Source organism: Flavobacterium sp. KBS0721, assembly GCF_002007065.3.
Taxonomy (GTDB): domain Bacteria; phylum Bacteroidota; class Bacteroidia; order Flavobacteriales; family Flavobacteriaceae; genus Flavobacterium; species Flavobacterium piscis.
Genome location: NZ_CP042170.1, coordinates 1,028,889 through 1,055,878 on the forward strand (window position 1 = coordinate 1,028,889; position 26,990 = coordinate 1,055,878).

A 26,990-nucleotide genomic window follows, 5' to 3' on the forward strand; every position below is an offset into this window, starting at 1 on the left:
TTGGAAAACAAAAAAGAATTGGAACAATGAAAGATAAATTTTACGCCTACATACAAAAATTACAAGACCAGATTTGTGCCGGATTAGAAGCTGTTGACGGAACTACAAAATTTCGTGAAGATCTTTGGCAACGCCCTGAAGGCGGCGGCGGAAGAACACGCGTTATTGAAAACGGAAATGTTTTTGAAAAAGGCGGTGTCAACATTTCGGCCGTTCACGGAAAATTACCGGAAGCCATGCAAAAAATGTTTGGCGTTGGCGAAGCTGATTTTTTCGCCTGTGGGTTAAGCTTGGTTTTGCATCCTAAAAATCCGATGGCTCCTACTGTGCACGCCAATTGGAGATATTTTGAAATGTATGATACTTCGACTTCGCTCAGTACAGGTTCCCCAAAAATAATCGAACAATGGTTTGGCGGCGGACAGGATTTAACGCCTTATTATTTGTTTGAAGAAGATGCCAAACACTTTCATCAAACCTGTAAAACGGCTTGCGACAAACATAATCCGGAGTTTTATCCGAAATATAAAAAACAATGCGACGCTTATTTCTGGAATGCACATAGAAACGAAGCCCGCGGAATTGGCGGTCTATTTTTTGATTATTGCAAAGCAAATGAGCAAATGTCGATGGAAGATTGGTTCAATTTTGTAACTGAAGTTGGTGATAGTTTCCTAGAAGCTTATGTGCCAATTGTAGAAAGAAGAAAAAACCTGGAATATACTCCAGAAAACAGAAACTGGCAGGAAATCCGTCGTGGCCGTTATGTTGAATTTAATTTGGTTCATGACAAAGGCACTTTATTCGGTCTAAAAACCAACGGAAGAATCGAAAGTATTTTGATGAGTTTGCCTCCTCATGTACAATGGGTTTATGATCACCATGCAGAAGTGGGAAGTGATGAAGAGAAATTAGTGAATGTATTAGAAAATCCTGTGGACTGGATTTAATACAATTAAAACTTATAGTGGCAATCTTTTGATAGCGGTTTTGTAAATTTATTTTATTGAAAAATTATTAAATAATATGTCGCTCCTATGGAGCTCGAATGTAATAACTAATGTTTTTCTATAAATATTACGCTTCTCCGAAGCTATTAAAAATTGTAATGGTAAGTTTATTGAAAAATCCCGACGGGACGATATTTATAAAACTATAAGTATTCAGTTTCGTTGGAGCTATAAAAATTACAGTAGTACCTTTATTGAAAAATCCCGACGGGACGATATATTTATAGAAACTATAAGTATTCCGTTTCGTTGGAGCTATAAAAATTACGGTAGTAACTTTATTGAAAAATCCCGACGGGACGATATATTTATAGAAACTATAAGTATTCCGTTTCGTTGGAGCTATAAAAATTACAGTAGTAACTTTATTGAAAAGTCTCAAAGGGACGATATATTTATAAAAATTATAAGTATTCAGTTTCGTTGGAACTATAAAAATTACAATAGTAACTTTATTGAAAAGTCCCAGCGGGACGATATATTTATAGAAACATATAGGCTTATTTTAATGAACCCCAGCGGGGTGACATATAAATTAAAACTTAATATGGCAAACACCTATTCTCAACTATATATTCATATCGTATTTGCGGTAAAAGGCAGGCAAAACTTAATCGCAACGGTTTGGAAAGATGAAATCTATAAAGTTATCACAGGAATCATCACCAATAAACAACAGAAACTCATTGCTATTAACGGAATGCCTGATCATATCCACATCTTGATCGGAATAAAACCTGATAAATCTATATCAGATTTAGTTCGGGATATAAAAGCAAATTCGTCAAAGTTCATAAATAATCAAAAATGGATTAATGGAAAATTTGAATGGCAAACAGGATTTGGAGCTTTCTCATATAGTCACTCTCAATTGACAAATGTTATTAATTATATCCAAAATCAAGAACAACATCATAAAACAAAAACGTTTAAAGAAGAGTATGTTGAGTTTTTAAAATTGTTTAATGTAGAATTTAAAAATGAATATTTATTTGAGGATGTTTGATTTTCAGGATTGTAAATAATTATATTCCGCTCCTCTGGAGCTCAAATTCTGTACATTCATAAATTTCTATAAATATATCGCTCCACTGGAGCTCAAATTCAGACCCAACAATATTGCTATAAATATGTCGCTCCGCTGGAGCTTTAAAAAAGTAAAAACAGCTTTTTTTCTAAAAAATTGAAATCCCATTTGGATGAAATATTTATAGAACTTTATGAATGTACATTATTTAACCCCATCGGGGTGACATATTTTAGATCATCAAAATTAAAATGCATAAATTAGCTATAGATTTTAATTGAAACAAAAAAATGAATTTCAAACTGATTTATATAGCATTCTTTGGAAGCGTTTTTGGGTGTTTTGCCCAAAATGATTCGCTGCAGAATCCTTATTTTAAATCGTATAATGATAATATTACCACCAGTGTTTATTATTTAGACACTTCTAATAGTTTTCAGATTGCTTCAGGAGCTCAAAATTCAGAAACATTTCTTAATCTTACTCCCAATAGAAGAGAACAGATTGGTTTTAATTTGAACTATAAAATCATTGACGTTTCTGTTGGTTTTGCACCAAAATTTCTTGGCGGTAATAAAGGCGATTCAAAATCGAAGCATTTTAATTTCAATACCCGTTTTTATTATAAAAAATGGATGCAGTCGTTTACTTACATCAATCAAAAAGGATTTTACATCAGTGATGATAATATAACGGCACAATTGCCCAATATGCGTACTACGAAAATTGGCGGATCAACGTCGTATGTTTTCAATGATAAATTCTCTTTTAAAACATTGGTGAGCCAAAACGAATGGCAAACCAAGAGTTCCGGAAGTTTTATTCCAACTTTCTCATTTTACTACACCAATATAGACTTAAACACTCTCGATACACCACCAGGAGATATTTATGTTTTTACTTTAGCTCCATCCTATTTCTATAATTTTGTAATTAGTAATCGGGTTTTAATTGGTGCCGGAGTTGCTTTAGGTGTTGGAATTAATGATATTAACGGAGACACATCTGCTTTGTATCAAGGTGATTTTAATTTAAAATTGGCGTATAATAACGATCGTTTCTTTGCTTTTGCAAGTATGAATGCAACAAGTTTTGCTCAGGACGATAAGGTTAGTCCGAGATTGAATGATAATATTGTTACTTTAAAACTTTCTGCAGGTTACCGATTTGATCCGCCAAAAAAAGTAAAAGAGGTTTATGATAAAGTAAATCAGAAAATAGGTTTGTAATAGCCATTAAATTTAAAACAAAACATTATGAAAAATAGAGAACGATACATAGCCCAACTAAACCGTATGCATTCCGGAAAAGGATTTATTGCCGCACTGGATCAAAGTGGCGGAAGCACACCAAAAGCATTAGCACAATACGGTGTACAGGAAAGCAGTTTTACGAACGATGAAGAAATGTATACGCTTGTACATGAAATGAGAACCCGAATTATAAAAAGTCCTGCCTTTGATCGCGAATATATTCTGGGCGCTATTTTGTTCGAAAATACTATGGATCGTAAAATCGACGAACAATGGACTGCTGACTATTTGTGGGAGAAAAAAAACATAGTTCCGTTTTTAAAAGTCGATAAAGGACTTGCCGACCTTGCCAATGGCGTACAGTTGATGAAGCCTATTGCTAATTTAGATGAATTGTTGACTCGTGCCGTAGAAAAAAATGTTTTTGGCACTAAGATGCGTTCTGTAATTAAAGAAGCGAATGCAGCTGGAATTCGTGAAGTAGTCGAACAACAATTTGCGGTAGGTTTGCAAATTTTCGAAAAAGGACTTATCCCAATTATCGAACCTGAGGTTGATATTTACAGCGCTGATAAAGAAAAGTCAGAAGAAATTCTAAAAGAAGAAATCAAAAAACAGCTTAATTTACTGGGCAAAGAAGTAAAAGTAATGCTGAAATTGTCTATCCCGACTGTAAATGATTTTTACAAAGAATTAATGTCAGATCCGCATGTGGTGCGTGTTGTGGCATTGTCCGGCGGATACGGTCAGGATGAAGCCAATGATAAACTTTCGCAAAACCACGGCTTGATTGCCAGTTTCTCGCGAGCATTGTCCGAAGGTCTTTCAGCAGGTCAGTCTGATGCTGATTTTAATACTAAACTGGGCAAAACCATCAAAGAAATTTATGCCGCTTCGATCACATAATCAAATGCTCTTTAATACATAAAAAAATCCCCAAAAGTTTGAATTTTCGGGGATTTGCTTTTTATAATTTAAACTATTTAGAAGTTAATTCCTGAGTTAAATCTAAAGTTTGAAGAATGATATTTTTATCAGATTTCAACGAGTTTAACTTAAATCCAAAAACCAATTTATTGTTGATTAACTTTTTAGGAGATTCAAATGTAATGTCTGAAAATTGTTCCGTAAACTTGCTAAATTTCCCTAAATCCGCAGGGTTAGCTTCACCTGATTTACCAAATGCATTTATTAGTTCAGCCATATTTAGTTTTCCAAACATATAGTTTTTCTTCAAATCTTTTTTGGCATCGCCGGAAAATGTACCGTTACTGGCATTAAAATAATCCAGTGTATTGGCTATTACAATAACATCTCTGTCTTTTTTGATGAAGATATCTCCGTATTCTTTGGTTCCGGTAACAACATAGTAATTGTCTTTTTGTACCAGTACTTTTTTGCGAACACCCAACTGCATCAATTTATCAGCAAAAGTAGGATGCGTCGAAGTAAAAATCACAGAAAATAACGGAACTGATTTTTTGGTCTTTTTATCAATTACTTTCTCTTCATAGTTTTCATCATATTCGTATGATTTGGTCATAACCTCAATTTCCTTGAAACCGTATAAAAATGCGCTTAAATCACCATCAAAAAGTGTTGCAGCAGCTTCTTCATCAACAATTGTCGAAATTAAATCAGTAACAACGGCAATATCCTCTTTTACCAGTTTTGGACTTTGAAATATATCTGCCATTAGAGACGGGAAATTTTCCAGCGCCGCTTTTGTATTTACATGATACGACATATAACCCAAAGGCTTTTGCGAAGGAAAATAATTAAAAACATTCTTGTTTATTTTTCTATTCGTGACTTTACTCACCACTTCGGCAAGCTCCGGCGAATATTCTACAACTTCTTCTACACGCGCATTATTATTGTCAAAATAAAAATCAAGATTAATACCTTTTATAAAATTTCCAAAACTTTTCTGCATAGGCAAAAACTTATCATAACCTCCAAAAATGGCCATTGGATAATTGGACATAGAATATAAACTTGTCATTGCAGCACTATAATTGATCCAGGACGAAATATCGGCATTAGCGTTTATTTTTTCTGAACTTGGTGCAGTAAATCCATTTTCGAACAATGATTTTATAATCTGATTCAGCTTTTCTGTTTGTTCCAGATTAAAAGTAGCTTCCTGAATCGTGTACGGTGCGCTTGCGGTATACTCTTGTTCCCCATTGTACGGAACCGGAGCTTCTTCAACCACAATTGGAGCATCATTTATTGGCGCATCTATTATGATAGAAGGCTCTTCCGTTGTTGTTTCTTCGTAGACCTCATCAACAGCAACAGAATCTTGCCAAACGGTTTGACTTTCGGTGGTATAAAACCTCGAAGGAAGTCTTTGGGTTAATTCCAGAATAACCAGGTAATTATCGTTCCATGCAAATGTTTTGTTCTTGCCTCTTGCATTAAAAACAGCATATTTACCCAGATCCTGAATCTGTACATCTGCAGCTAAGCCATTCCCAAATTCCTTTATTATAAATTGTTTGACCGCTTCTTTGCTTTTTACAGGAATTGTAACCTGATAGTACGGAATACTGTCTGAGAATTTTCCGTGAATGGTTATTTTTTGATCTAACTGAATAAGCTCGGTATATTTTGTAAAATCCAAATCAGGTTTTTTAGCACTGTATTTGGCTATAATAGGATGATTCAGAATTTCGGCAACGCTTACTTTTTTAGAAAGCTGGTTTCCGTTAAACTGAACAAAATAATCGTATTCGTTTTTATTAATTTGTCCAAAAGTCAAATACGTGGCGAATAATAAAAATAAAGTATAAAAATGCTTCATAAATCAGGGAGTTAATTGGATTGTATTGTTCATTAATGCCGATTTTTTAAGTACGCTGTACATACTTTGTTTTAAAAATACGGTCTTTTTGTTTTGTGAAATTTTACTGTTTGGGTTTTGTACTGCCTGTACATCTTTATCGAATGTATAAATGGCAATAATATTGGCTGCTTCAAGATCTTTCTTTTTCTTAGGATCTTTAACCACTTTTTCGGGAACCGGATAAGAAGCAATTCTTTCGAAATTTTTTTCGCTTCCGCTAAAGTGAATCTGATCGCGCTGATTGTTTATCGTATTCACAACCGCATTCAATGCTTTTAGATTGGCATAATTGAGTTTGATAATGAAAACATAATTGTCAAAATCAGTCTTAGTCGTTACGTTTGTAATTCCGTCGATTTTTGAAGCTTTTGTTTTAAAATCTTCCAGTTTTTTGGTGATTTCCTGTTCGTTAGGAATTTTTACGCCATCGACTTCTTCCAGCCACATTGCTGATTTTGTCTTAAACCAGGATTTCGAAAAGTCGACCATGAGGGTATATTCACCACTTTGATCGTCGTGGTGTTTGATTCTTTCTGTTATTTCAAAGCAACTTGTTAAAAGTAAACAACAGCATAAAGCGAGAATTTTCTTCATTAGACAAATTTAACTGGAAAATTTTTAAAAACCATGAGATTAAAAAATTCCTGAAACTTATTTATAAAATGAAAAACACAACAACGTTTTGAGGACTTTTAAAAATTAAAGTCTAAAACTAAAAAATCAGTAAATTTTTAGATAATATTAACGGATTCTGTTATACGCTAACAGCCTTATTCTGTTCATTTTTCTTTAACTTTGCGACACTTATTAAAAAGCGTTACAATCTTCAAAAAAATAAAAAAACAAATGTAGTTTTTAGAACAGGAATTAATTAATCTGCTTTCAAGTAAATTGGGTTAAAATCTGAAATCTAAAATCTAAAAATCTAAAATTATATGTTCCCACTACAAAGAAACCGCCGTTTAAGAACCAATGAATCTATTCGTTCTTTAGTTCGTGAAACAAGTTTGAGTCCACAGGATTTTATGCTTCCCATGTTTGTTGCCGAAGGAAAAGATGTAAAAGTAGCTATTCCGTCAATGCCGGGAATCTATCGTCATTCGTTAGACAACACCATCAAAGAAGTAAAAGAGGCCTGGGATTTAGGAATCAAAGCGGTGAATATTTATGTAAAAGTTAGCGACAATTTAAAAGATAATAAAGGAGTTGAAGCCTGGAATAAAGATGGTTTGATGCAACAAACGATTCGCGCCATCAAAGATGCTGTTCCGGAAATGATTGTGATGCCGGATGTGGCTTTGGATCCTTATTCTATTTACGGTCATGACGGAATTATCGAAAATGGTCAATTGGTAAACGATGCTACGGTTGATGCTTTGACCCGAATGAGTTTAAGTCATGCCGAAGCCGGAGCAGATTTTGTGGCACCAAGCGACATGATGGACGGAAGAGTTTTAGCAATCAGAAAAGCATTAGAAGAAAACGGACATCACAATGTGGGAATCATGAGTTATAGTGCCAAATATGCTTCGGCATTTTACGGACCTTTTCGTGATGCATTAGATTCTGCTCCGGTAGATTCTCAAAATATTCCTAAAGATAAAAAGACGTATCAAATGGATTATGCGAATAGAATTGAAGGAATTCGTGAAGCATTATTAGATATTGAAGAAGGTGCAGATATCGTAATGGTAAAACCAGGAATTGCTTATTTAGACATTGTTCGTGAGGTAAAAAATGCCGTTCATGTACCGGTTGCGGTTTACCAAGTATCTGGTGAGTACGCTATGGTAAAGGCCGCAGCAGAAAGAGGATGGTTAGATCATGACAAAATTATGATAGAGCAACTATATTGCATTAAGCGTGCGGGTGCCAGTATCATCTCAACTTATTTTGCAAAAGAAGCAGCTTTATTATTAAATAAATAATCATGAAAAACGTATTATTCTTATCCGCACTTTTAGCGTTGACTTCGTGTAAAAAAGAAGCAACAGAAGATCCAGTTCAAGATCCTACAGAAAATTATTCAGAAGGACATTCGGCGGAAGCCAAAACTCCCGAAGCATTAGGAAAACAAATTTTTGAAGGACAAGGAAATTGCATTTCATGCCATCAGGTTGATCAAAAAGTAATTGGGCCAAGTATCAAGGAAATTGCCAAAATATATAAAGATAAAAAAGGCGATATGGTTACTTTCTTAAAAGGAAATGCTGAACCAATTGTAGATCCGAGTCAGTTTGCAGTTATGAAAACGAATTTACCTATTACTCAGGCAATGTCTGATGAGGAGTTGAAAGCGATAGAAAGCTATATTTACAGCAATTTAAAGTAGTTTTAACGATTCCTGCTGACATACTGTTGTCATTGCATCGTTTTACATTTAAAGCTTAATAAAAAATAGCGCAAAATGATAATTCAAAAATTCAATGTAATTGGTATTTCGGTAAGAACGACAAACGAAAATGGTCAATCCGGAAGAGACATTCCGGCACTTTGGAGCCAATTTATGAGCGAAGAAATTCAAAGTAAAATTCCAAATAAAGTTTCGGAGGATCTATTTTGTATTTATACCGATTACGAAAAAGATCATACCAAACCTTACACTACAATTTTAGGCTGTAAGGTTGAAAGTTTGGATGTTGTACCTGAAAATATGATTGGTAAAACAATTGAATCAGCAAATTATAAAGAATTGATTGCCAAAGGAAACTTGTCCGAAGGAATTGTTTTTAATAAATGGCTGGAAATATGGAACTCAGATTTAGATCGAAGTTTTACGGCAGATTTTGAAGTTTATGGTGAAAAGACTCAAAACCCGGAAAAAGCAGAAGTTGCTATCTACATCGCGCTTCAATAAAATATAGAAACAAAAACGGCGCTAAAATTAGCGCCGTTTTTTATTTAATATATTGTTAATTCCATTCATACATTCCCTTTGTCCACTCATATATCTCTTTACTCACATATAAATTCCCTTGTTCCATAGGAACATTTCGTCGGTAGAAAAATTATATTGTGATCGTTATTTTACGTTCCGTAGGAACGTTTGATTTTGACATCATCATTTTTTTAAAACAATCTAACACATCAAACCTTCCTACGGAACGTAAACTTGGGTCGCTATTATTTTTCTACCGACGAAACATTCCTACGAAATGATAAACAGGTATAAAAAAGTGAAAAACTTTGTTTTTATTTTTATATTCAGTTGTTCCATAGGAACATTTCATCGGTAGAAAAAATATATTGTAATCGTTATTTTACGTTCCGTAGGAACGTTTGATTTGACATCATCATTTTTTTCCAGCAATCTAACCATATCAAACGTTCCTACGGAACGTAAACTTGGCTGGCAATTATTTTTTCTACCGACGAAACATTCCTACGGAATGATAAACCGGGGTAGAAAAGTGAAAAGCTCTGCTTTTATTAAATAAATAATCATAGAAAAGGGACTTTCTCGAAAATAGAAAAAGCCCCTTTTTATATTATAACACAGTAAAAAATTACCAGATTTTAACTCTCTTCTCAGGTTCAACATACATTGCATCTCCTTTTTTGATTCCGAAAGCCTGGTAAAAAGCATCTACGTTCTGGATAGGCACAACTGCTCTGTACATTCCCGGTGAATGTGGATCAGTTTTAACCTGACTTTTGATAGCTTCATCTCTTGATTTTGTTCTCCAAACTGTCGCCCATGAAATAAAGAAACGTTGTTCCGGCGTAAATCCGTCGATTAATCCAGGATTACCATTTGCTTTCAAATACAATTGCAATCCGTCGTAAGCAGCGTTAATTCCACCTAAATCACCAATATTTTCACCTAAAGTAAATTTACCATCTACGTGAATTCCAGGTAAAGGCTCTAAAGCGCTGTATTGATCAGCCAATTTTGTACCTAATGCTGTAAATTGTTTTAAATCATCAGCAGTCCACCAGTCAACAAGGTTTCCATCTGCGTTGTAACGTGCACCTGAATCATCAAATCCGTGAGAAATCTCGTGTCCGATTACAGCACCTATTCCACCATAATTAACCGCTTCGTCAGCCTGGTAATTGTAGAAAGGTGGTTGTAAAATCGCCGCTGGAAAAACAATCTCGTTGTAAGACGGGTTGAAATAAGCATTTACAGTTTGCGGAGACATTCCCCATTCTGTTTTATCCACCGGTTTACCTAATTTCGCTAAGTTTTCTGCATAAGCCCATTTTGATATATTTCTTGAATTATCAAAATAAGTTCCGCCTTCGTTAACATTTTTAAGTTCTAGTTTAGAGTAATCTTTCCATTTATCAGGATATCCAATTTTAATGGTCAGTTTTTTCAATTTTTCGATTGCTTTTGTCTTAGTTTCTGCAGACATCCATGGTAATGCATTGATTCTGTTTTCATAAGCCAACATTACATTAGCAATCATATTTTTTGCTTTATCTTTTGCTTCAGCAGGAAATAATTTTTCTACATACAGTTTTCCTAAAGCTTCTCCGGTTACACCGTTGATAACCTGCAATGCAACTTCTTCACGCGGACGTTGTTTCAAAGCACCTGTTAGTGTTTTCCCGTAGAAATCGAAATTTGCATTTTCAATATCAGTAGATAAAGTCGAAGCTGTTCTGTTTAATAATGTCCATTTAAGGTATTCTTTCCAGGCTTCTACTTTCTTTTCTGTTAAGGTTTTTTCTAACGCAATCATATAACGTGGCTGTGCTACATTTACTGTATCCAGTTTTGCCATACCAATTCCGGTAAAATATTTATCCCATTGAATAGAAGGTGTATTCTTTTTTAAGTCAGCAACAGCAGTTGGATTGTATTGTTTTCTACGGTCTCTGCGCTCAACACGGTCTAATCTTGGAGCAGACAATTCAATTTCTAACGCAAGGATTTGTTTTGCACTTTCTTTTGCTTTTGCCGGAGATTCTCCTAAATACTGCATCATTCTTGCAACGTGTACTTCGTATTTCTCACGTTTTTCTTTCGAATCCTTATCATCTGCGTTGTAGTAATCTTTATCAGATAATCCTAAACCGCCCGGGCTTAGATTAACCGAGTTTTTATTACTGTTTTTTGCATCAGCACCCACATAAACTCCAAAGAAACCAATTCCTCCCTGAGGCTGCATTTCAATAAAGAAATTTTGTAAATCGGTTACGTTTTTAATCGCATCGATTTTCTTTAAATAAGGCTGAAGTGGTTTTACTCCATTTTTATTACGTCCTACAGTATCCATAATCGTATTGAACAAAGCAATTGCTTTACCCTGATCTGTATTCGATTTGTACTTAGGATCTTTTGACGCTTCTTTTAAGATAGCAAGTGCATCATTATCTGTCTTTTGACGTAGTTCATTAAAACTTCCCCATGAATTTCTATCACTTGGAATTTCAGTTTTTTCTAACCAGGATCCGTTTACGTAACGGAAGAAATCCTGACCAGGACTTACTTTCGTATCCATATTAGAAAGATTAATTCCCGGCTCTTTTGGTTTAGCATTTTGTGCTTCGATTGTAACACAACAAAGCATTGCTGAAAATGCACAAAACACAGATTTGTTAAGCTGTTTTATCATTTTTATTTATTGAATTAGTAGATATACAAACGTATTGTTATTATTTTGAATTCTATGTTAAATTTTATCAATAATTGATTTGGAGAATTTATGAGCAACTATTTTAACCCAAAATGTCTTCTAAATATTTAAAATTTAGTTTTTAGAATAATGTCATAACAAAAAACGACGCTTTATCAGCGCCGTTTTTTATTTTATAGATTTGTCTTGTCCTGAAATAGCGATACACAAAAAGTATCATTATGGAAAAAGATCAAGAATTGCGCTATGTTAAGCGTACACAGAAAGATTACAGTATGTCTTTAAAACTTCAAATTGTTCAAGAAATAGAACAGGGAAAAACCTCAATTTCTCAAGTTAAGAAAGATTATGCTATTCAATCACGTTCAACAATTGTTCAATGGCTTCGAAAATTCGGTAACTTTGATTGGGACAATCAAACACCTTCTCTTATGCAAAAATCTCCTGAACAGAAAATAATGGAACTTGAAGCCAAAGTGAAGTTATTGGAAAAACAAAGAGCATTTTTAGAACAGCAGGCTTTCGTTGCTGATAAAAAAGCTATTATTTTCGATATGATGATTGATATAGCAGAAAAAGAATATCAAATTGACATTCGAAAAAACTCACCACCCGAACAATCGACCATTTTAAAAAAGAACAACAACAAACAATAATGTTTGCCTGTACTTTGTTCGGGATTGACAGACAGGTTTACTATCGTCGAGTAAAAAAAAGTTGCGATAAGAAGCTTTTGGCTTCAAAAGTTGTTAATATGGTTTTGGAAATTAGAAATACAATGCCTCGAATTGGAGCAAGAAAATTGTATTATCTTTTAAAAAGCGAGTTGAATCAACTTAAAATAGGCCGAGATAAATTTATAGATATACTTAGAGCAAATCATTTATTGATAATATCAAAACGTTCTTACCATATAACAACAAACTCTCATCATAGATTTAGAAAACATCAAAATCAAATATTAGAGTTAGAGATTTGTAGACCAGAGCAAGTCTGGGTATCAGATATAACCTATATTGGAAAAAGAAAGAATCCATGTTATTTAAGTCTAATAACTGACGCTTACTCTAAAAGAATAATGGGTTTTAATGTGGCAGATAATATGAATGCTCATAGTAGTTTAACAGCTTTAAAAAATGCAATAAAAAAACGCAGAGATAAAGGCAAAACATTAATACATCATTCAGATAGAGGAATACAATATTGTTCTGATGAATATCAAAAACTATTACATAAAAACAATATAAAATGTAGTATGACCCAAAACTCTGATCCCTATGAGAATGCAGTAGCTGAGAGAATAAATGGAATTTTAAAACAAGAATTTAATATTGATAAGTTTAATCTAAAACTTGCTGTAATGAAGGTTTTAGTGAAAAATGCAATTGATATTTATAATAACAAAAGACCACATTACTCTAATTATATGCTCACTCCAAGTCAAATGCATCAACAAAGTGTAGTAAAGATGAGAACTTATAAAAGAAAAACACCTGCAATAAAAAATATTACAGGTGTCTAATTAAATATATTTGTCTAATAATCTGTATCGATTATTTAGGACTAGTCAATTACCAGATTTTAACTCTTTTATCCGTATCAACATACATTTTTTCTCCTTTTTTGATACCGAAAGCATCATAAAAAGCATCAACATTTTGAAGCGGAACGTAAGCTCTGTACATTCCTGGAGAATGCGGATCTGTTTTTACCTGATTTTTAATTGCTTCATCTCTCGTTTTAGTTCTCCATACGGTTGCCCATGAAATAAAGAAACGTTGTTGCGGAGTGAATCCATCAATTAATCCAGGGTTTGGATGTGATTTTAGATACAATTGTAAACCATCATAAGCAGCATTGATACCTCCTAAGTCACCAATATTTTCACCTAAAGTAAAATTACCGTCTACGTGAGTTCCCGGCAATGGCTCTAAAGCGCTGTATTGATCTGCCAAAGCTTTACCAAGTGCTGTAAATTGTGTTAGATCTTCCGGGGTCCACCAGTCTACCAAATTTCCTTCGGCATTATAACGTGCTCCTGAATCATCAAAACCATGAGAAATTTCATGACCAATAACAGCTCCAATTCCACCATAATTAACCGCTTCATCAGCTTGGTAATTGTAAAATGGCGGCTGTAAAATTGCTGCAGGGAAAACAATCTCGTTATAAGATGGATTGTAATACGCATTTACAGTTTGTGGCGACATTCCCCACTCTGTTTTATCAACTGGTTTGTTTAGTTTTTCGATTCCTTTTTTGAAATTCCATTTGCTTAGGTTACGGGCGTTATCGAAATAACTTCCGCCTTCGGCTACACTTTTAATTTCAAGTGCAGAATAGTCTTTCCATTTGTCCGGATAACCTACTTTGATCGTAATTTTATTTAATTTTTCAATCGCTTTTACTTTGGTAGCCGCAGACATCCATGTTAAATTGTTGATACGATTTTGGTACGCCAAAATAATATTATGAATCATATCTACTGCTTTGGCTTTGGCTTCTGCAGGAAATACTTTTTCAACATATAACTTACCAAGTGCTTCACCTACGGTATTGTTTACTACTTGTAATGCTTTTTCTTCGCGTGGTAATTGTTTTATAGCTCCTCTTAAGGTTTTACTGTAAAAATCAAAATTAGCAGTTTCGATATCTGTTGATAATTTTGTAGAAACGGTGTTTAATAAATCCCATTTTAAATATTCTTTCCACTGTGCTACTTTATTTTCACTAAAAATAGTTTGCAAAGCTTTCATATATTTTGGCTCCATTACCACTACAGTATCTAATTTTGCAAGGCCAAGACCTGTAAAATAAGCATCCCATTTAATGGCCGGCGTTATTTTTTGAAGTGCAGCAATTGTCATCGGGTTGTATTGCAAACGGCTGTCTCTGCTTTCTACACGATTTAATCTTGGCTTAGATAATTCTGTTTCCAAAGCTAAAATTGTGGCTGCGCTTTGTTTTGCTTTTTCTGGCGATTCGCCAATAAACTGCATCATCTTCGCTACATGAAGCTCGTATTTTGCTCTTTTTTCTTTAGAGTCTTTATCTTCAGAAGTGTAGTAATCTTTATCCGGTAAACCCAACTGACTTACACCAAGAGTTACAGAGTTTTTAGAACTGTTTTTTTCATCGGCACCAATATAGATTCCGAAAAAAGCAGCTGTACCTTCCGGTTCAACCTCAACTAAATACTTTTGAAGATCAGCAACGTTTTTAATGGCATCAATCTTTTTAAAGTAAGATTGCAATGGTGCAATTCCGGCTTTGTTTCTTCCAACGGTATCTAAAATTGTTGAAAATAAATTAACTGCTTTTCCCTGATCGGTGTCTGATTTATATTTTGGATTTTTAGATGCTTCTTTCAGGATAGACATTGCATCTTTGTCTGTTTTCTTAATCAATTCATTAAAACTTCCCCATGTCGTACGATCACTCGGAATTTCAGTTTGATTAAGCCAGGTTCCGTTTACATATTGAAAAAAGTCCTGACTTGGGCTAATTTTGGTATTCATGTACGAAACATTAATACCCGGTTCCTTTGGAGTTGCATTTTGAGCTTTAACAGCTGTAAACGAAACCGCTGCAAAAAAGGCGCAGAACAAGGGTCTGCTAAGTTGTTTTTTCATTTATATTTAAGTTTTTGGTCGTTATACAAACGTATTCCTAATATCTGAAACGCTATGTTAAAATTATTGAAATAATCGCAAAAAAGTGACTTATCCTAACATTTTAATCGATATCATCGAATATTTTCATGTATTTATTACCGGTTTCTAACTGAATATTAGAATAGTTTTTGGAATATTTGTTACAAATAATTCAAATAAAAGTGAGAGCCAAAATACAAAATGCTGTTTCCGGAAGAATCGATGCCATCGGGTTACCGATATTGGCGTTATGTTGGGTAAGTTTTTTTTGGGGTACAACCTGGCTTGCCTCAAAAGAGGGTGTTAGATATATGCCAGCTTTGCAATTGGTAACCATTCGTCAGTTTTTAGGTGGAATTTTATATGTAGTTTATTTTTTAATAAAGAAAGAACCCTGGCCAAAAGGAAAAGAATGGCGAACCATATTCGTACTAGCAATTTTAAACTTTATGCTTAGTAATGGCTTAAGTACCTGGGGCGTTAAATATATGAGTAGCGGATTAGGGGCAATAATTACTGCGCTTTTCCCCATCTTTATCATTATTATTAATTTTTTTAACGGCTACAAAATTGCAAGAATGGCTTTGCTTGGAATTTTAATTAGTTTTGGAGGTATTTGTATTCTTTTCATCGATTATATTGCTGATATATTAAAACCAGAATTTCAATTCGGAATTATTTTAATGACTATATCTACTATTACATGGGCTTTTGGAATTTTACAAACAAAGAAAAAAGCAGCAAGTTTTAACCCTTATTTTAGTTTAGGATTACAGATGCTGATCTCAAGTATATTTTTATTTGGAATTACTGAAGCTGCAGGAATTAATATTCCATTTGCTGAAATCCCAATGCCTTCATGGTGGGCAATTGCCTATTTAGTTATTATTGGTTCGGTTTTAACTTTTATCGCTTTCATCTATTCATTGAAAAATCTTCCAACAGAAATTAGCAGTATTTATGTTTATATCAACCCGATTGTGGCTATGGTTTTAGGGTCTTTTATTTTTGGAGAAATACTTACAAAGGCCGTTGCAATTGGCGCAGTTGTCACACTAACCGGAGTTTATTTGGTCAATAAATCTATTAGAAAGTCTAAATTGAAATAGTTAGCCACGAATTCACGAATGATTTTTACTCTTGCAAGATAAATGACAAACTAAACTACAATTAAAAGGATAATCTATTTCTTAAACAATAGCCCAAACTTGTTAAAAACCAACCTCAACTAGTATTTTAAAATGTGCTTTTTGTATTTTTGCGCCAAATTATTTTTATGAAATCGTTTCTTTATAAATACCGCAAATTTTTTATTGTTTTAATAGTATTTTCAGCTGTAACCATCTCTTTATTTTATTCGGCTTTAAAGCCACAAAAAACATTGCCCATTTACAATCCGGCTGATGTAAATCCTGAATTAGTAGACAGCACGATTCAATACAAAAGCAAATATCATACAATAGCCGATTTTAAATTTGTAAACCAAAACGGAGATACGATTACACAAAAAAATTACGAAGGTAAAATTTATGTAGCCGACTTTTTCTTTACGACTTGTGGTTCGATCTGTCCAAAAATGACAACGAATCTTGAAGATGTTCAAAAAGCAATTTTGAATAATCCAAAAGTAATGTTGCTTTCGCATACCGTTTTTCCTGAAGTTGACAGTATTCCGGTTCTTAAAGAATATGCCATCAAACATCATGTTGTAGACAGCAAGTGGAATTTGGTTACCGGAGACAAAAAAGAAATCTATACAATGGCCAGAAAATCTTATCTGGCGGTAAAATTAGGTCGCCCTGATCAATTGTACGATATGGTACATACCGAGAATTTTGTTTTGGTCGATCAAAAACGACGTGTTCGTGGTTTTTATGACGGAACGAATAAAGAGGAAATTCAACGCCTTTTAGAAGACATCAATTTCTTGTGCCAAGAGTAAAATCCCTTATTTTTAGAAACATTTAGCATTTACAAAAGTGTTAAATGCCTTGAAATAAAGAATAATTGCCTACTTTTGCAATCTAAATTCAATCTAAATAAGCTTTGCAAAATACTATCCATACTCTAAAAAAAGGCGAGAAAGCCATTATCAAAGATTTTGATATCGATCTTATTCCTCTAAAATTATTAGAAATGGGTTGTTTGCCGGGCAACTTAGTCGAATTGCTTCAAATTGCTCCTTTTGGAGATCCATTATATTTAGATATAAATGGTTCGCACGTAGCCATTCGTGTTGAAACTGCTCGTGAAATTGAAGTTGAACTTATCAAAACCAATTTGTAATGAGCATTCAAAATATCAATGTTGCCCTTATTGGGAATCCTAATACAGGAAAAACTTCCGTTTTTAATCAGCTTACAGGACTTAATCAACAAGTAGGAAATTATCCCGGAATTACGGTTGAGAAAAAAATTGGCTTCTGTAAATTACCGCAAAACATTAAAGCCAATATTCTGGATTTACCCGGAACCTATAGTCTGAACGCAAGTTCTATGGACGAAAGTGTGGTTATTGAACTTTTATTAAACAAAAACGATAAATTATATCCGGATGTAGCGGTAGTGGTTACAGATGTTGAAAATCTGAAACGAAATTTACTGATTTACACTCAAATAAAAGACCTTGAAATTCCGACGATTTTAGTCATTAATATGTCGGACCGTATGGAAAGCAAAGGAATTACTTTAGATATTCCGTATCTGGAAGAAAAACTAAAAACTAAAATTGCCTTAGTAAGCTCGCGTAAAGGTTTAGGAATCGATGCATTAAAGGAACTCATTGTTTCTTATAAAACCATTCCGAATGAACCTTGTCTGAATGCTTCGGTTATTGACGAAGAATATTTTCAAAAATTACAGCATGCTTTTCCTAATCAATTATTGTATAAATTATGGTTGGTGATTACGCAGGATGTGAATTTTTCGAATTTAGATCGAAATGAAATCAGAAGTACTTTTACTAAATCGCATTCAGAATTAAAGCGCTTACAGCAAAAAGAAACGATAAAACGCTATCAATTCATCAATGATGTTTTGAAAGAAGGCTTAAAAGTCGATGCCTCGATGGCAAAAGACTTTAGAGCCAAACTTGATCGTGTTTTAACGCACAAAGTTTGGGGTTATGTCATTTTCTTAGCCATTTTATTTTTGATTTTCCAATCCATTTTTAGCTGGTCAACAATTCCAATGGATTTTATCGACAGCACTTTTGCTTCTTTAAGCAGCTGGGTTGCTCAGGAATTACCAAGCGGCATCCTGACTGATTTACTCTCGCAGGGAATTGTACCGGGAATTGGCGGTGTTATTATTTTTATTCCTCAAATTGCCTTTTTATTCCTGTTCATTTCGATTCTGGAAGAAAGCGGTTATATGAGTCGTGTTGTTTTTTTGATGGATAAAATCATGCGTAAGTTTGGACTATCCGGAAAAAGCGTCGTGCCTTTAATTTCAGGAACGGCCTGTGCGATTCCGGCAATTATGGCGACCAGAAATATCGAAAACTGGAAAGAACGCCTTATTACGATTTTGGTAACTCCATTCACAACTTGTTCTGCAAGACTACCTGTTTATACTATTATCATTTCATTGGTTATTCCGGAAGAACGCTTGTTTGGTTTTCTAAATGTACAAGGTTTAGCCTTGATGCTGTTGTATTTATTAGGTTTTGGAACAGCAATTTTATCGGCTTATATCTTAAATAAAATATTAAAAATAAGTGCCAAAACGTATTTCGTAGTCGAAATGCCAAGTTATAAATTGCCTCTTTTCAAAAACGTTGCAATTAATGTTGTCGAGAAAACAAAAGCTTTCGTTGTTGGAGCCGGTAAAATCATCTTGGCGATATCTGTTATATTGTGGTTTTTAGCATCATACGGTCCCGGAAAAGATTTTAACGAAGCCGAATCTATCGTAAAAGAAAGATTTGTGGATAAACCTCTTGACGAAACTGAATTTGAAAACGAAGTGGCTTCTCAAAAATTAGAGAACTCGTATATCGGGATAATGGGTAAAGCCATTGAGCCAGCCATTTCTCCTTTGGGTTATGATTGGAAAATAGGAATTGCCATTATCAGTTCGTTTGCTGCCCGTGAGGTTTTCGTAGGAACACTTGCCACTATTTACAGTGTAGGAAGCAGCGATAACGAAGCGACCATAAAAAGCAAAATGCAGGAAGAAATAAATCCTCAAACGGGTCAGAAAATCTTCAATTTTGCTTCCGGAATTTCATTGTTATTGTTCTATGCTTTTGCCATGCAGTGCGCCAGTACATTGGCCATTACCAAAAAAGAAACCAACTCCTGGAAATGGCCTGCCATGCAGCTTTTCCTGATGAGCGGTCTTGCTTATTTTGTAGCGCTGTTTGCGTATCAACTTTTAAAATAAACGATCATGGTACAAGAAATTATTGCCTTTGTCATATTATTTATCGCCGTTGGTTTTTTGATCAAAAAATTCTTTTGGAAATCTAAAAAGAAGAAAGATTGCGGCGAAGGAAATTGTGGGTGTTCTTAGAGGAAAGGTTCTGAGTTGTTGAGGGAGTAAGATTCTAAGGTTTTATACCACAGAGATTCACGAAGGATTCACAGAGACTCACAAAGTATTTATATTGTTATGTCAGACTGAGCGAAGTCGAAGTCCGCAAAGATTTGGTACCACAGAGATTCACTAAGGTTTCACAGAGGTTCACAAAGATTTTTTTATATTATTCTGAAGCTTTGTTGCGCGAAAAGCTCACAAAGCAATGTATAAATTTAGATTAGAATTAAAACATAAAAAATGGCTTCAATTATGAAGCCATTTTTTATTACTGAAAACTGAAAACTGAAAACTGAAAACTGAGACTGAGACTGAGACCGTAAACTATTTAATCCCCTCCCACTCTGCGTAGAACTGAGCCAGGAATAGCTCCATGTATTTATGTCTTTCGGCAGCGATTTGCTTTCCGGTTTCAGTATTCATTTTATCTTTTAGGAGTAAAAGTTTTTCGTAAAAATGATTTACGGTTGGCGCATTATTCTTTTTATATTCTTCTTTTGTCATATTGGTTACAGGAGCGATTTCAGGGTCATATAAGGCACGATTTTTAAATCCGCCATAATTGAACGCTCTTGCCACTCCTATTGCGCCTATTGCATCTAAACGATCCGCATCCTGAACGATATTCAATTCTATAGAAGAGAACTTCTTTTCGAAATTTCCGCCCTTAAAAGAGATGTTTTCGATAATGTTTACTACATGCTGAATAATAACTTCTTCAACATTTTCTGATTCTAAAAATAAACGTGCTGTTTTTGGTCCGATGGTTTCATCTCCATTATGAAATTTACTATCGGCAATATCGTGGAGTAAAGCTCCTAACTGAACAACGGTAAGATTACAATCTGTGTCTTTTGCAATTAAAAGTGCATTTTTATAGACGCGCTCGATATGAAACCAATCGTGTCCGCCTTCGGCATCATTTAGTTTCTCTTTTACAAAAACGATTGTTTTGTTTATCAGTTCAGAATTATTCATAGTTTGTTTTGTGTTTATCTGCTTGGTTAATGGCACACAGATTTTACGGATTAAACGGATTTACGCAGATTATTTTTTAATTGCGTCTTTCGAAAATCCTTATTGAATAAAAAATGTTGATTGTCAAAGTTTTTCAACCTCAACAATCAACAATATGTTTTAATTGTCAATATCAGAAATCAATTGCAATATCAATGTCAATTGCAATATCAAAAATCAATTTAAATTTTAAATCTAAAATCAGAAATCTGTAATCTAAAATTTTTACAATCTCGCTGGTTCTACCCATTTAAAGATGTGTGATTCCTGTGGAATTACCAATCTCTCAGAGATTCTGGCCATACGTCCTGGTAATTTCATTAAATAATCACGAGCTTTTTCGGCTTCGTCTGTCAAACCCGACATCTTATCAATTTCCCACTTGTCCATTAATTTTTGCATGATATCAACATAATCGCTTGCAGTGTAAACCCCAATACGTTGTGCTGAATCAGAAAATTGCTCGAAAGCTGAACTGATCTTTTGACCTGATTCTCTTAAGAAATGTGCCGGCATGACGATTTTCTGTTTCATCATGTATTGAAACGCCAACATCATTTCGCTAGGATCAACTGCAAAAATTCTCGTAACAAATTCGCTATATGCATGGTGATGACGCATTTCGTCACCTGCAATCATTTTACACATTTTAGACAACTTGTTATCACCAAATTTTTTCGCCATTTGAGCTACTCTATTGTGCGAAACGTAAGTTGCTAATTCCTGGAAACTAGTATATACAAAGTTTTTGTACGGGTCAGATCCAGTTCCAATATCAAAACCGTCGTTGATTAAGTGCTGTGTTGTCATTTCGATTTCACGCATATTCACACGACCGGACAAATACAAGTATTTATTCAGCAAATCACCGTGGCGGTTTTCTTCTCCGGTCCATTGACGAATCCATTTTGACCATCCATTTCCACCATTTTCGATCTGATTTATACCTTCAACATCCATTAACCATGATTCGTATGTTGGCAACGCTTCCTCGGTGATGGTATCACCTACAAGCGTAACCCAGAAATCATATGGTAATTCTTTGGCAATTTCACGTAACTCTTTTACCTCCTCAAAGAAATTATCTCCTTCAGAATTAGGCAAAAAGTCTGACGGCTGCCAAATTTTTTCCACTGGAATTAAATACTGTTCAACGAAGCTATCCACGTTTTTTTCTAAAAACTGCATTACTTCTAATCTAATGTTTTTTATAGACATTACTTATTTAAGATTGGGACTTTTGTTTCGGTTTTATTGCTGAAATCAAAAATCTATTTATACTCGTTTACTCCTTCTACAACTGCCTTCTCTGTCATCTCCATTAATTGGGCAAAATCATAATCCTTTACGGCGATTGCTTTATGAACGGTAAAGGTAAGGCGATTTCCTAAAGTTACAGGAAAAAGGCCGTATTTTACCATTTTCCATGAATTATTAATACTCACTGGAACAATGTACGCTGATGGCGCATATTTACATAAAATTTTTAAACCATTTTGGGCAAATTCTTTTGGTTTTCCGGTTTTACTACGGGTACCTTCAGGAAAAATTACTGCAGATCTATTGTACTTTTCAATATATTCAGACAAGCCTTTAATTGTTGGTATGGCTTGTTTAGGGTCTTTTCGGTCTATTAGCACAGATCCTCCGTGACGCAAATTATAAGACACGCTGGGAATCCCTTTACCTAACTCTTTCTTACTCACAAATTTACAATGAAATCGTCTAAAATACCAAATCATTGTTATAATATCGTACATACTTTGGTGATTCGAGACAAAAATTAATGGAACACCAGTTGGAATTGTTTCTCTATTTTCGATTTTATAAGTTGTTCCTATTAGATTTGTACATCTTAAAAGGCAGAAATTTAAATAATCTACACTTTTTTTGTGCGCCTGATAACCAAAAACATTCAGACAAATCCATTGTATTGGATGAAAAATCAATAAAACTGAACTAAAAAACAAATAGTATATTACAGATATAGGATACGAAATTATTTTTTGCATGCTTTTGAAAATTAATGCCCAAAAGTAATAAATAAATTTTTAGCTGTATAAAAATTATATAACTAGCTAAATATAAAACACATACCAAATATTTTTATTATAAATCGTACAAAATTTACACAATTATAATAGTTAAAAACTTCAATTCAACAAATATAAGTCTAATCTCTGCGTCATTACTTATAGAAACTCAGGTTTAATTTATAAAAAACACATCTGCATTTGCAATACAATTGTACCTTTGCCCTAAATTGCAATTTTTTCTGAATTAAATGAATTTCACATACCCAAAAAAGGAACGCTTAAAGAGCAAAACAACGATAGGTTTACTGTTTTCTGAAGGAAAATCGGTTTCTAAATATCCGTTGCGTTTGGTTTACCGTCAAGCGGAAGTTGATGCAACAGAAAAAATCAAGATGGGAGTTTCGGTTTCTAAGAAATACTTTAAGAGAGCCGTTGATCGTAATTATTTCAAACGGGTTTTAAGAGAAACATACCGTTTGAATAAAAATTTGCTTTTAGATAACATTCAGGAACCTTATTCTTTGATGTTTTTTTATCAAACTAAAGACAAACTATCGTACGAAGAGATCAATACCAAAACGATTCAATTGTTCGAGAAATTTCTTCTGCAAGTAAACAAAATCAATGATTCTGAAGATAAAACTGGTTTGTAATCCTTCGATGACAAGTTTATTTATCAAATTAGACTAAGAATTATAAAAAAATTGTAGTTTTAGATTTAATTTGAAATAGATATGAAATATATTTTCTTTTTATTCTTTGTCCTTTTGACTTTTTCAGGTTGTGCTAAACACGAAGCACCAATTGAAGACATGGCAATTAGCGCCGTCAAGCTTTCTCCAAAAAATGAATCTGCCAGTTCAGAGTTAAAAGATGACATGGCCGAACCTGCTTCTCCTCAAATTCCACAAAAAATTATTAAAGAAGCTTCGCTCAGATTTGAAACCAATGATCTTCAAGATACTTTCAATCAAATTCAAACTGCAATTGCAGCGAATAAGGCCAACATACAAAATGATTCTGAAGGAAAAGATTACGATAACGTTTATAGAAATTTAACTGTTCGGGTTCCTAGTCAAAATTTTGATTCTTTTATAAATGCTATTTCAAAAGGGGTTTCTTATTTTGAAAGAAAAGATATTACTTCGCAAAATGTTACCGAACAATATATTGACTTAACGACAAGACTAAAAACGAAACGAAAACTTGAAGAACGTTATCTTCAAATTCTTCAAAAAGCAACCAAAATAAGTGAAATTCTGGAAATTGAAAAACAGATTTCAGCTATTCGCGAAGAAATTGAAGCTAAAGAAGGACAATTGAAATATTTAGAAAGCCGTGTTTCTGAAAGTACTGTTACCATTGAGTTTTACAAAACCATTGCTCAAAAAGAAGGTGTTAAAACTTCTTATGGTTCTAAGATATGGACAGCAATTCAATCCGGTTTTTTTAGCCTTTCAGAATTTTTAATATCCATTATCAGCCTTTGGCCCTTTATTATACTGTTTTGTGTAATTGCCTATTTTATTAGAAGAAGATTTAAAAGAAAAAAAATATAATCATGTATCCTTATTTCAAAAAGAAATTTATCATACCTACTGTTGCGGCAGGATTTTTATTTATTGGAACCAGTTTCAAAGACGACTTTTTTGAGATTGCCAAACAAATCGAAATCTTTACGACATTGTTTAAAGCCGTTAACACGAATTATGTCGACGAAACGAATCCGGGCGATTTGATGGACAAAGCGATTAAAAGCATGTTGGGAAGTTTAGATCCGTATACGGTTTACTTTAACGAACAGGATGTGGTTAACTTCAAGATCAATAATACCGGAGAATATACCGGAATTGGCGCTTTGATATCCAGAAAAAAAGATCGCTTGATTGTGCGCGAACCTTATAAAAATTATCCTGCTGATAAAGCCGGACTAAAAGCGGGTGACGAAATCATACAAATTGGCGATGTTTTGATTGCTGATTTTAAAGATGATGCTTCGCAATTACTAAAGGGAACTAAAAACACCAAAATCCAGATTAAATACCTGCGTCAGGGAAAAACCTTTACAACCGAGTTGATTTTGGATGAAGTTGATATTAAATCGGTTCCTTTTTACGGAAAAATCGATGACAAAACGGGTTATATTGTTTTGGCTCACTTTAGCCGTAAGGCATCCAATGAAGTAAAAGAGGCTTTGGAAAAACTTAAAGCAGATGGAGCAACACAAATTGTTCTTGATTTAAGAGGAAATCCCGGTGGTTTGCTTAACGAAGCTATTGATATTTGTAATTTATTTGTTCCAAAGAACGAAGTAATTGTAACTACAAAATCAAGAATCGAAAAACATAACAATACTTATAAAACGACCAAAGAACCCGTAGACACTCAAATTCCGCTGGCTATTTTAGTCAACGGAAGAAGTGCTTCTGCCTCTGAAATTGTTTCGGGTGCTTTGCAGGATTTAGATCGCGCCGTGATTTTAGGAACCCGCAGTTTCGGGAAAGGTTTGGTACAGCGTTCTGTTGATTTGACTTACGGAACTCAGCTAAAAGTAACCATTTCCCGTTATTATACGCCTTCAGGTCGTTGTATTCAGGCTTTAGATTATGCGCATAAAGATAAAAATGGTGTTGCTCAAAAAACGGATGCCAAAAACTTTAATGCTTTTAAAACCCGCAAAGGAAGAACGGTTTATGATGGCGGTGGCGTTTTACCGGATATCGAATTAGACGAATCTAAAATGAGTCCTATTACAACTGCATTATTAAAAAACGACGGAATTTTTGATTATGCTACAACGTATTACTACAAAAATCCTAATTTGGGAAATAAAATTCCAACGATTTCTGATGCTGATTATGTAAGTTTCAAACAATATCTAAAAGCAAATAAAATTAGTTTTGATACGGAAACAGAAGTGGCATTGAGGAACACTTTGGCTGCAGCCAAAAATGAAAAAATCGACGAAACGATAGCTCCGGAATATCAACAATTATTAGCGGCTCTTGAAAAAAGTGAAACGACTTTGTTAGATAAAAACCAAAAAGAGATTAGAAACCTGATTCAGGAGGAATTAATTAAGAGATATCAATATCAGGAAGGTTTGTACCAATATTATATTAAAAATAATTCTGAGATTAAGAAAGCGGTTGGCGTTTTAAACAATCAGACGGAGTATAAAACGATTTTGAAAATGTAACTTGAAAATTGATCTTTAAATAAAAAGTCAAAATTTTATTTCTCTAAAAACAAATGACCCTACTTTTTATAGGGTCATTTGTTTTTTTGTCTATTGCTATTCTCCTGCAAACGACAAATACAATTCTTGCTTATTAAAAAAGTACTGTTACCACGATTTTGAAACCATAAATTTTGAAAGATTTAATAAAAGTGAATATTTAAGAAACCTTCTAATAACAGCTTTTACTTAAAAACCTGGTGGCGGAGGTCTATTTGAAACCGTATTATCTGATACTAATATTTCTTTTCCTTCCAGAAATTTATTTAAAACGACATCATTTAATAACCAGGGTTGGCCTATCCATCTTAATATTCCCTGATTGTCAATTAAAAAAGTTTTAGGTATAGCATAACCTCCGTTAGCATCATCAACTACAAAATCATTTAGGGCTTTTTTAGTTTGATCACTAACTACAATTGACTTGAACTTTACTCTTTCTAGTGTTTTCTTCGTTTTTACAGGAGATTCATCTGTTATAGAAACAAATACGAGATCCTTTCTATCCTTGAATTGTTCTTGCATTTTATTTAGATTGGGAACTTCTTCTAAACAGCTTGTACACCAGGTAGCCCAAAATTCTAACAGAATATATTTGCCTTTCAGATTTTTATCTTTGGGAGCATTTGCTAAATAATCTGTGATATTTAAATCCGGAACCTTATCGCCTACTTTTAGTTTAATTTGACTAAAAGTGTTCTGAGACAATACTAAAACAAAAACGAATGAAAGAAATTTTCTCATAGTTATTTTTTTATCTAATTTAAATAAAAATATAA

The 26,990-nt window shown here is 33.8% G+C and carries 25 protein-coding genes; 17 read left to right on the forward strand and 8 right to left on the reverse strand.

All coding sequences use genetic code 11. The features are described from left to right. Positions 1 to 26: 26 nt before the first annotated feature. From hemF to B0M43_RS04745, 4 genes are all read left to right on the forward strand, one after another. A complete protein-coding gene (gene hemF, locus B0M43_RS04730) occupies positions 27 to 950 on the forward strand; it encodes an oxygen-dependent coproporphyrinogen oxidase (protein ID WP_078006663.1) in 924 nt (307 codons plus the stop codon). A 607-nt stretch (positions 951 to 1,557) separates the two neighbouring features. Beyond that, on the forward strand, positions 1,558 to 2,016 hold the full coding sequence (gene tnpA, locus B0M43_RS04735; RefSeq protein WP_078006984.1) for an IS200/IS605 family transposase: 459 nt from the start codon (positions 1,558 to 1,560) through the stop codon (positions 2,014 to 2,016). Between the two features lie 311 nt (positions 2,017 to 2,327). Continuing rightward, positions 2,328 to 3,266 carry a DUF4421 family protein gene (locus tag B0M43_RS04740; RefSeq protein WP_078006662.1) on the forward strand — a complete coding sequence of 313 codons (939 nt, stop codon included), beginning with the start codon at positions 2,328 to 2,330 and terminating at the stop codon, positions 3,264 to 3,266. A 27-nt stretch (positions 3,267 to 3,293) separates the two neighbouring features. Then, a complete protein-coding gene (locus B0M43_RS04745; protein WP_078006661.1) occupies positions 3,294 to 4,196 on the forward strand; it encodes a fructose bisphosphate aldolase in 903 nt (300 codons plus the stop codon). Between the two features lie 73 nt (positions 4,197 to 4,269). Here the strand turns inward: B0M43_RS04745 and B0M43_RS04750 are convergent, their stop codons facing one another. Beyond that, positions 4,270 to 6,099, reverse strand: coding sequence for a hypothetical protein (locus B0M43_RS04750; protein WP_078006660.1), 1,830 nt, complete (start codon positions 6,097 to 6,099; stop codon positions 4,270 to 4,272). A 3-nt stretch (positions 6,100 to 6,102) separates the two neighbouring features. Continuing rightward, positions 6,103 to 6,735, reverse strand: coding sequence for a hypothetical protein (locus B0M43_RS04755; protein ID WP_078006659.1), 633 nt, complete (start codon positions 6,733 to 6,735; stop codon positions 6,103 to 6,105). A 341-nt stretch (positions 6,736 to 7,076) separates the two neighbouring features. On the opposite strand from B0M43_RS04755, the gene hemB reads away from it, so the two are divergent. The 3 genes from hemB (at position 7,077) to B0M43_RS04770 (ending at position 8,998) form a co-directional block, all read left to right on the forward strand. Continuing rightward, positions 7,077 to 8,069, forward strand: a complete 993-nt coding sequence (gene hemB, locus B0M43_RS04760; RefSeq protein WP_078006658.1) for a porphobilinogen synthase — start codon at positions 7,077 to 7,079, stop codon at positions 8,067 to 8,069. Positions 8,070 to 8,071: 2 nt separating this feature from the next. Then, positions 8,072 to 8,473: a c-type cytochrome gene (locus B0M43_RS04765; protein ID WP_078006657.1), complete on the forward strand. Its 402-nt coding sequence runs from the start codon at positions 8,072 to 8,074 to the stop codon at positions 8,471 to 8,473. A 75-nt stretch (positions 8,474 to 8,548) separates the two neighbouring features. Then, entirely contained in the window at positions 8,549 to 8,998 is a 450-nt protein-coding gene (locus B0M43_RS04770) for a GyrI-like domain-containing protein (RefSeq protein ID WP_078006656.1), read from the forward strand. Between the two features lie 649 nt (positions 8,999 to 9,647). Here B0M43_RS04770 and B0M43_RS04775 read toward each other — a convergent pair. Beyond that, a complete protein-coding gene (locus B0M43_RS04775) occupies positions 9,648 to 11,708 on the reverse strand; it encodes a M13 family metallopeptidase (RefSeq protein ID WP_078006655.1) in 2,061 nt (686 codons plus the stop codon). 242 nt (positions 11,709 to 11,950) lie between these two features. Here B0M43_RS04775 and B0M43_RS24620 point away from each other — a divergent pair, with 242 nt between their 5' ends. Both B0M43_RS24620 and B0M43_RS04780 read left to right on the forward strand, forming a co-directional pair. Continuing rightward, entirely contained in the window at positions 11,951 to 12,385 is a 435-nt protein-coding gene (locus B0M43_RS24620) for a transposase (RefSeq protein WP_210418026.1), read from the forward strand. Then, positions 12,385 to 13,251 (forward strand): IS3 family transposase, encoded by an 867-nt coding sequence (locus B0M43_RS04780; protein WP_210418029.1) that lies wholly within the window; start codon positions 12,385 to 12,387, stop codon positions 13,249 to 13,251. The genes B0M43_RS24620 and B0M43_RS04780 overlap by 1 nt, the downstream gene beginning before the upstream one ends. A gap of 49 nt (positions 13,252 to 13,300) precedes the next feature. On the opposite strand, the gene B0M43_RS04785 is transcribed toward B0M43_RS04780, so the two are convergent. Continuing rightward, positions 13,301 to 15,361 carry a M13 family metallopeptidase gene (locus tag B0M43_RS04785; protein WP_078006654.1) on the reverse strand — a complete coding sequence of 687 codons (2,061 nt, stop codon included), beginning with the start codon at positions 15,359 to 15,361 and terminating at the stop codon, positions 13,301 to 13,303. A gap of 203 nt (positions 15,362 to 15,564) precedes the next feature. Between B0M43_RS04785 and B0M43_RS04790 the strand changes: the two genes are divergently transcribed. The 5 genes from B0M43_RS04790 (at position 15,565) to B0M43_RS04810 (ending at position 19,896) form a co-directional block, all read left to right on the forward strand. Next, complete coding sequence (locus B0M43_RS04790) at positions 15,565 to 16,491, forward strand: DMT family transporter (RefSeq protein WP_078006653.1); 927 nt, start codon at positions 15,565 to 15,567, stop codon at positions 16,489 to 16,491. 167 nt (positions 16,492 to 16,658) lie between these two features. Further along, positions 16,659 to 17,324: an SCO family protein gene (locus tag B0M43_RS04795; RefSeq protein WP_078006652.1), complete on the forward strand. Its 666-nt coding sequence runs from the start codon at positions 16,659 to 16,661 to the stop codon at positions 17,322 to 17,324. 104 nt (positions 17,325 to 17,428) lie between these two features. Continuing rightward, positions 17,429 to 17,668, forward strand: coding sequence for a FeoA family protein (locus B0M43_RS04800; protein ID WP_017495803.1), 240 nt, complete (start codon positions 17,429 to 17,431; stop codon positions 17,666 to 17,668). Beyond that, entirely contained in the window at positions 17,668 to 19,767 is a 2,100-nt protein-coding gene (feoB, locus tag B0M43_RS04805) for a ferrous iron transport protein B (protein ID WP_065451839.1), read from the forward strand. The genes B0M43_RS04800 and feoB overlap by 1 nt, the downstream gene beginning before the upstream one ends. Positions 19,768 to 19,773: 6 nt before the next feature. Further along, positions 19,774 to 19,896 carry a FeoB-associated Cys-rich membrane protein gene (locus B0M43_RS04810; protein ID WP_078006651.1) on the forward strand — a complete coding sequence of 41 codons (123 nt, stop codon included), beginning with the start codon at positions 19,774 to 19,776 and terminating at the stop codon, positions 19,894 to 19,896. 348 nt (positions 19,897 to 20,244) lie between these two features. Here B0M43_RS04810 and B0M43_RS04815 read toward each other — a convergent pair whose 3' ends face one another. The 3 genes from B0M43_RS04815 to B0M43_RS04825 all read right to left on the reverse strand — a co-directional run bounded on the left by B0M43_RS04815 (position 20,245) and on the right by B0M43_RS04825 (position 22,949). After that, the gene (locus B0M43_RS04815; RefSeq protein ID WP_078006983.1) at positions 20,245 to 20,898 is read right to left on the reverse strand and encodes an HD domain-containing protein; all 654 of its coding nucleotides are present in this window, start codon (positions 20,896 to 20,898) and stop codon (positions 20,245 to 20,247) included. Positions 20,899 to 21,162: 264 nt separating this feature from the next. Beyond that, complete coding sequence (locus B0M43_RS04820) at positions 21,163 to 22,155, reverse strand: acyl-ACP desaturase (RefSeq protein WP_065451838.1); 993 nt, start codon at positions 22,153 to 22,155, stop codon at positions 21,163 to 21,165. 53 nt (positions 22,156 to 22,208) lie between these two features. Beyond that, positions 22,209 to 22,949, reverse strand: a complete 741-nt coding sequence (locus B0M43_RS04825; protein ID WP_065451837.1) for a 1-acyl-sn-glycerol-3-phosphate acyltransferase — start codon at positions 22,947 to 22,949, stop codon at positions 22,209 to 22,211. Between the two features lie 272 nt (positions 22,950 to 23,221). Between B0M43_RS04825 and rnpA the strand changes: the two genes are divergently transcribed. The 3 genes from rnpA to B0M43_RS04840 all read left to right on the forward strand — a co-directional run bounded on the left by rnpA (position 23,222) and on the right by B0M43_RS04840 (position 26,172). Then, positions 23,222 to 23,626 carry a ribonuclease P protein component gene (gene rnpA / locus B0M43_RS04830; protein ID WP_078006650.1) on the forward strand — a complete coding sequence of 135 codons (405 nt, stop codon included), beginning with the start codon at positions 23,222 to 23,224 and terminating at the stop codon, positions 23,624 to 23,626. Positions 23,627 to 23,707: 81 nt separating this feature from the next. Further along, positions 23,708 to 24,532 carry a DUF4349 domain-containing protein gene (locus B0M43_RS04835; protein ID WP_078006649.1) on the forward strand — a complete coding sequence of 275 codons (825 nt, stop codon included), beginning with the start codon at positions 23,708 to 23,710 and terminating at the stop codon, positions 24,530 to 24,532. Positions 24,533 to 24,534: 2 nt separating this feature from the next. Next, positions 24,535 to 26,172, forward strand: a complete 1,638-nt coding sequence (locus tag B0M43_RS04840; RefSeq protein ID WP_078006648.1) for a S41 family peptidase — start codon at positions 24,535 to 24,537, stop codon at positions 26,170 to 26,172. A 228-nt stretch (positions 26,173 to 26,400) separates the two neighbouring features. Here the strand turns inward: B0M43_RS04840 and B0M43_RS04845 are convergent, their stop codons facing one another. Further along, complete coding sequence (locus B0M43_RS04845) at positions 26,401 to 26,955, reverse strand: TlpA disulfide reductase family protein (RefSeq protein WP_078006647.1); 555 nt, start codon at positions 26,953 to 26,955, stop codon at positions 26,401 to 26,403. Positions 26,956 to 26,990: the final 35 nt, after the last annotated feature.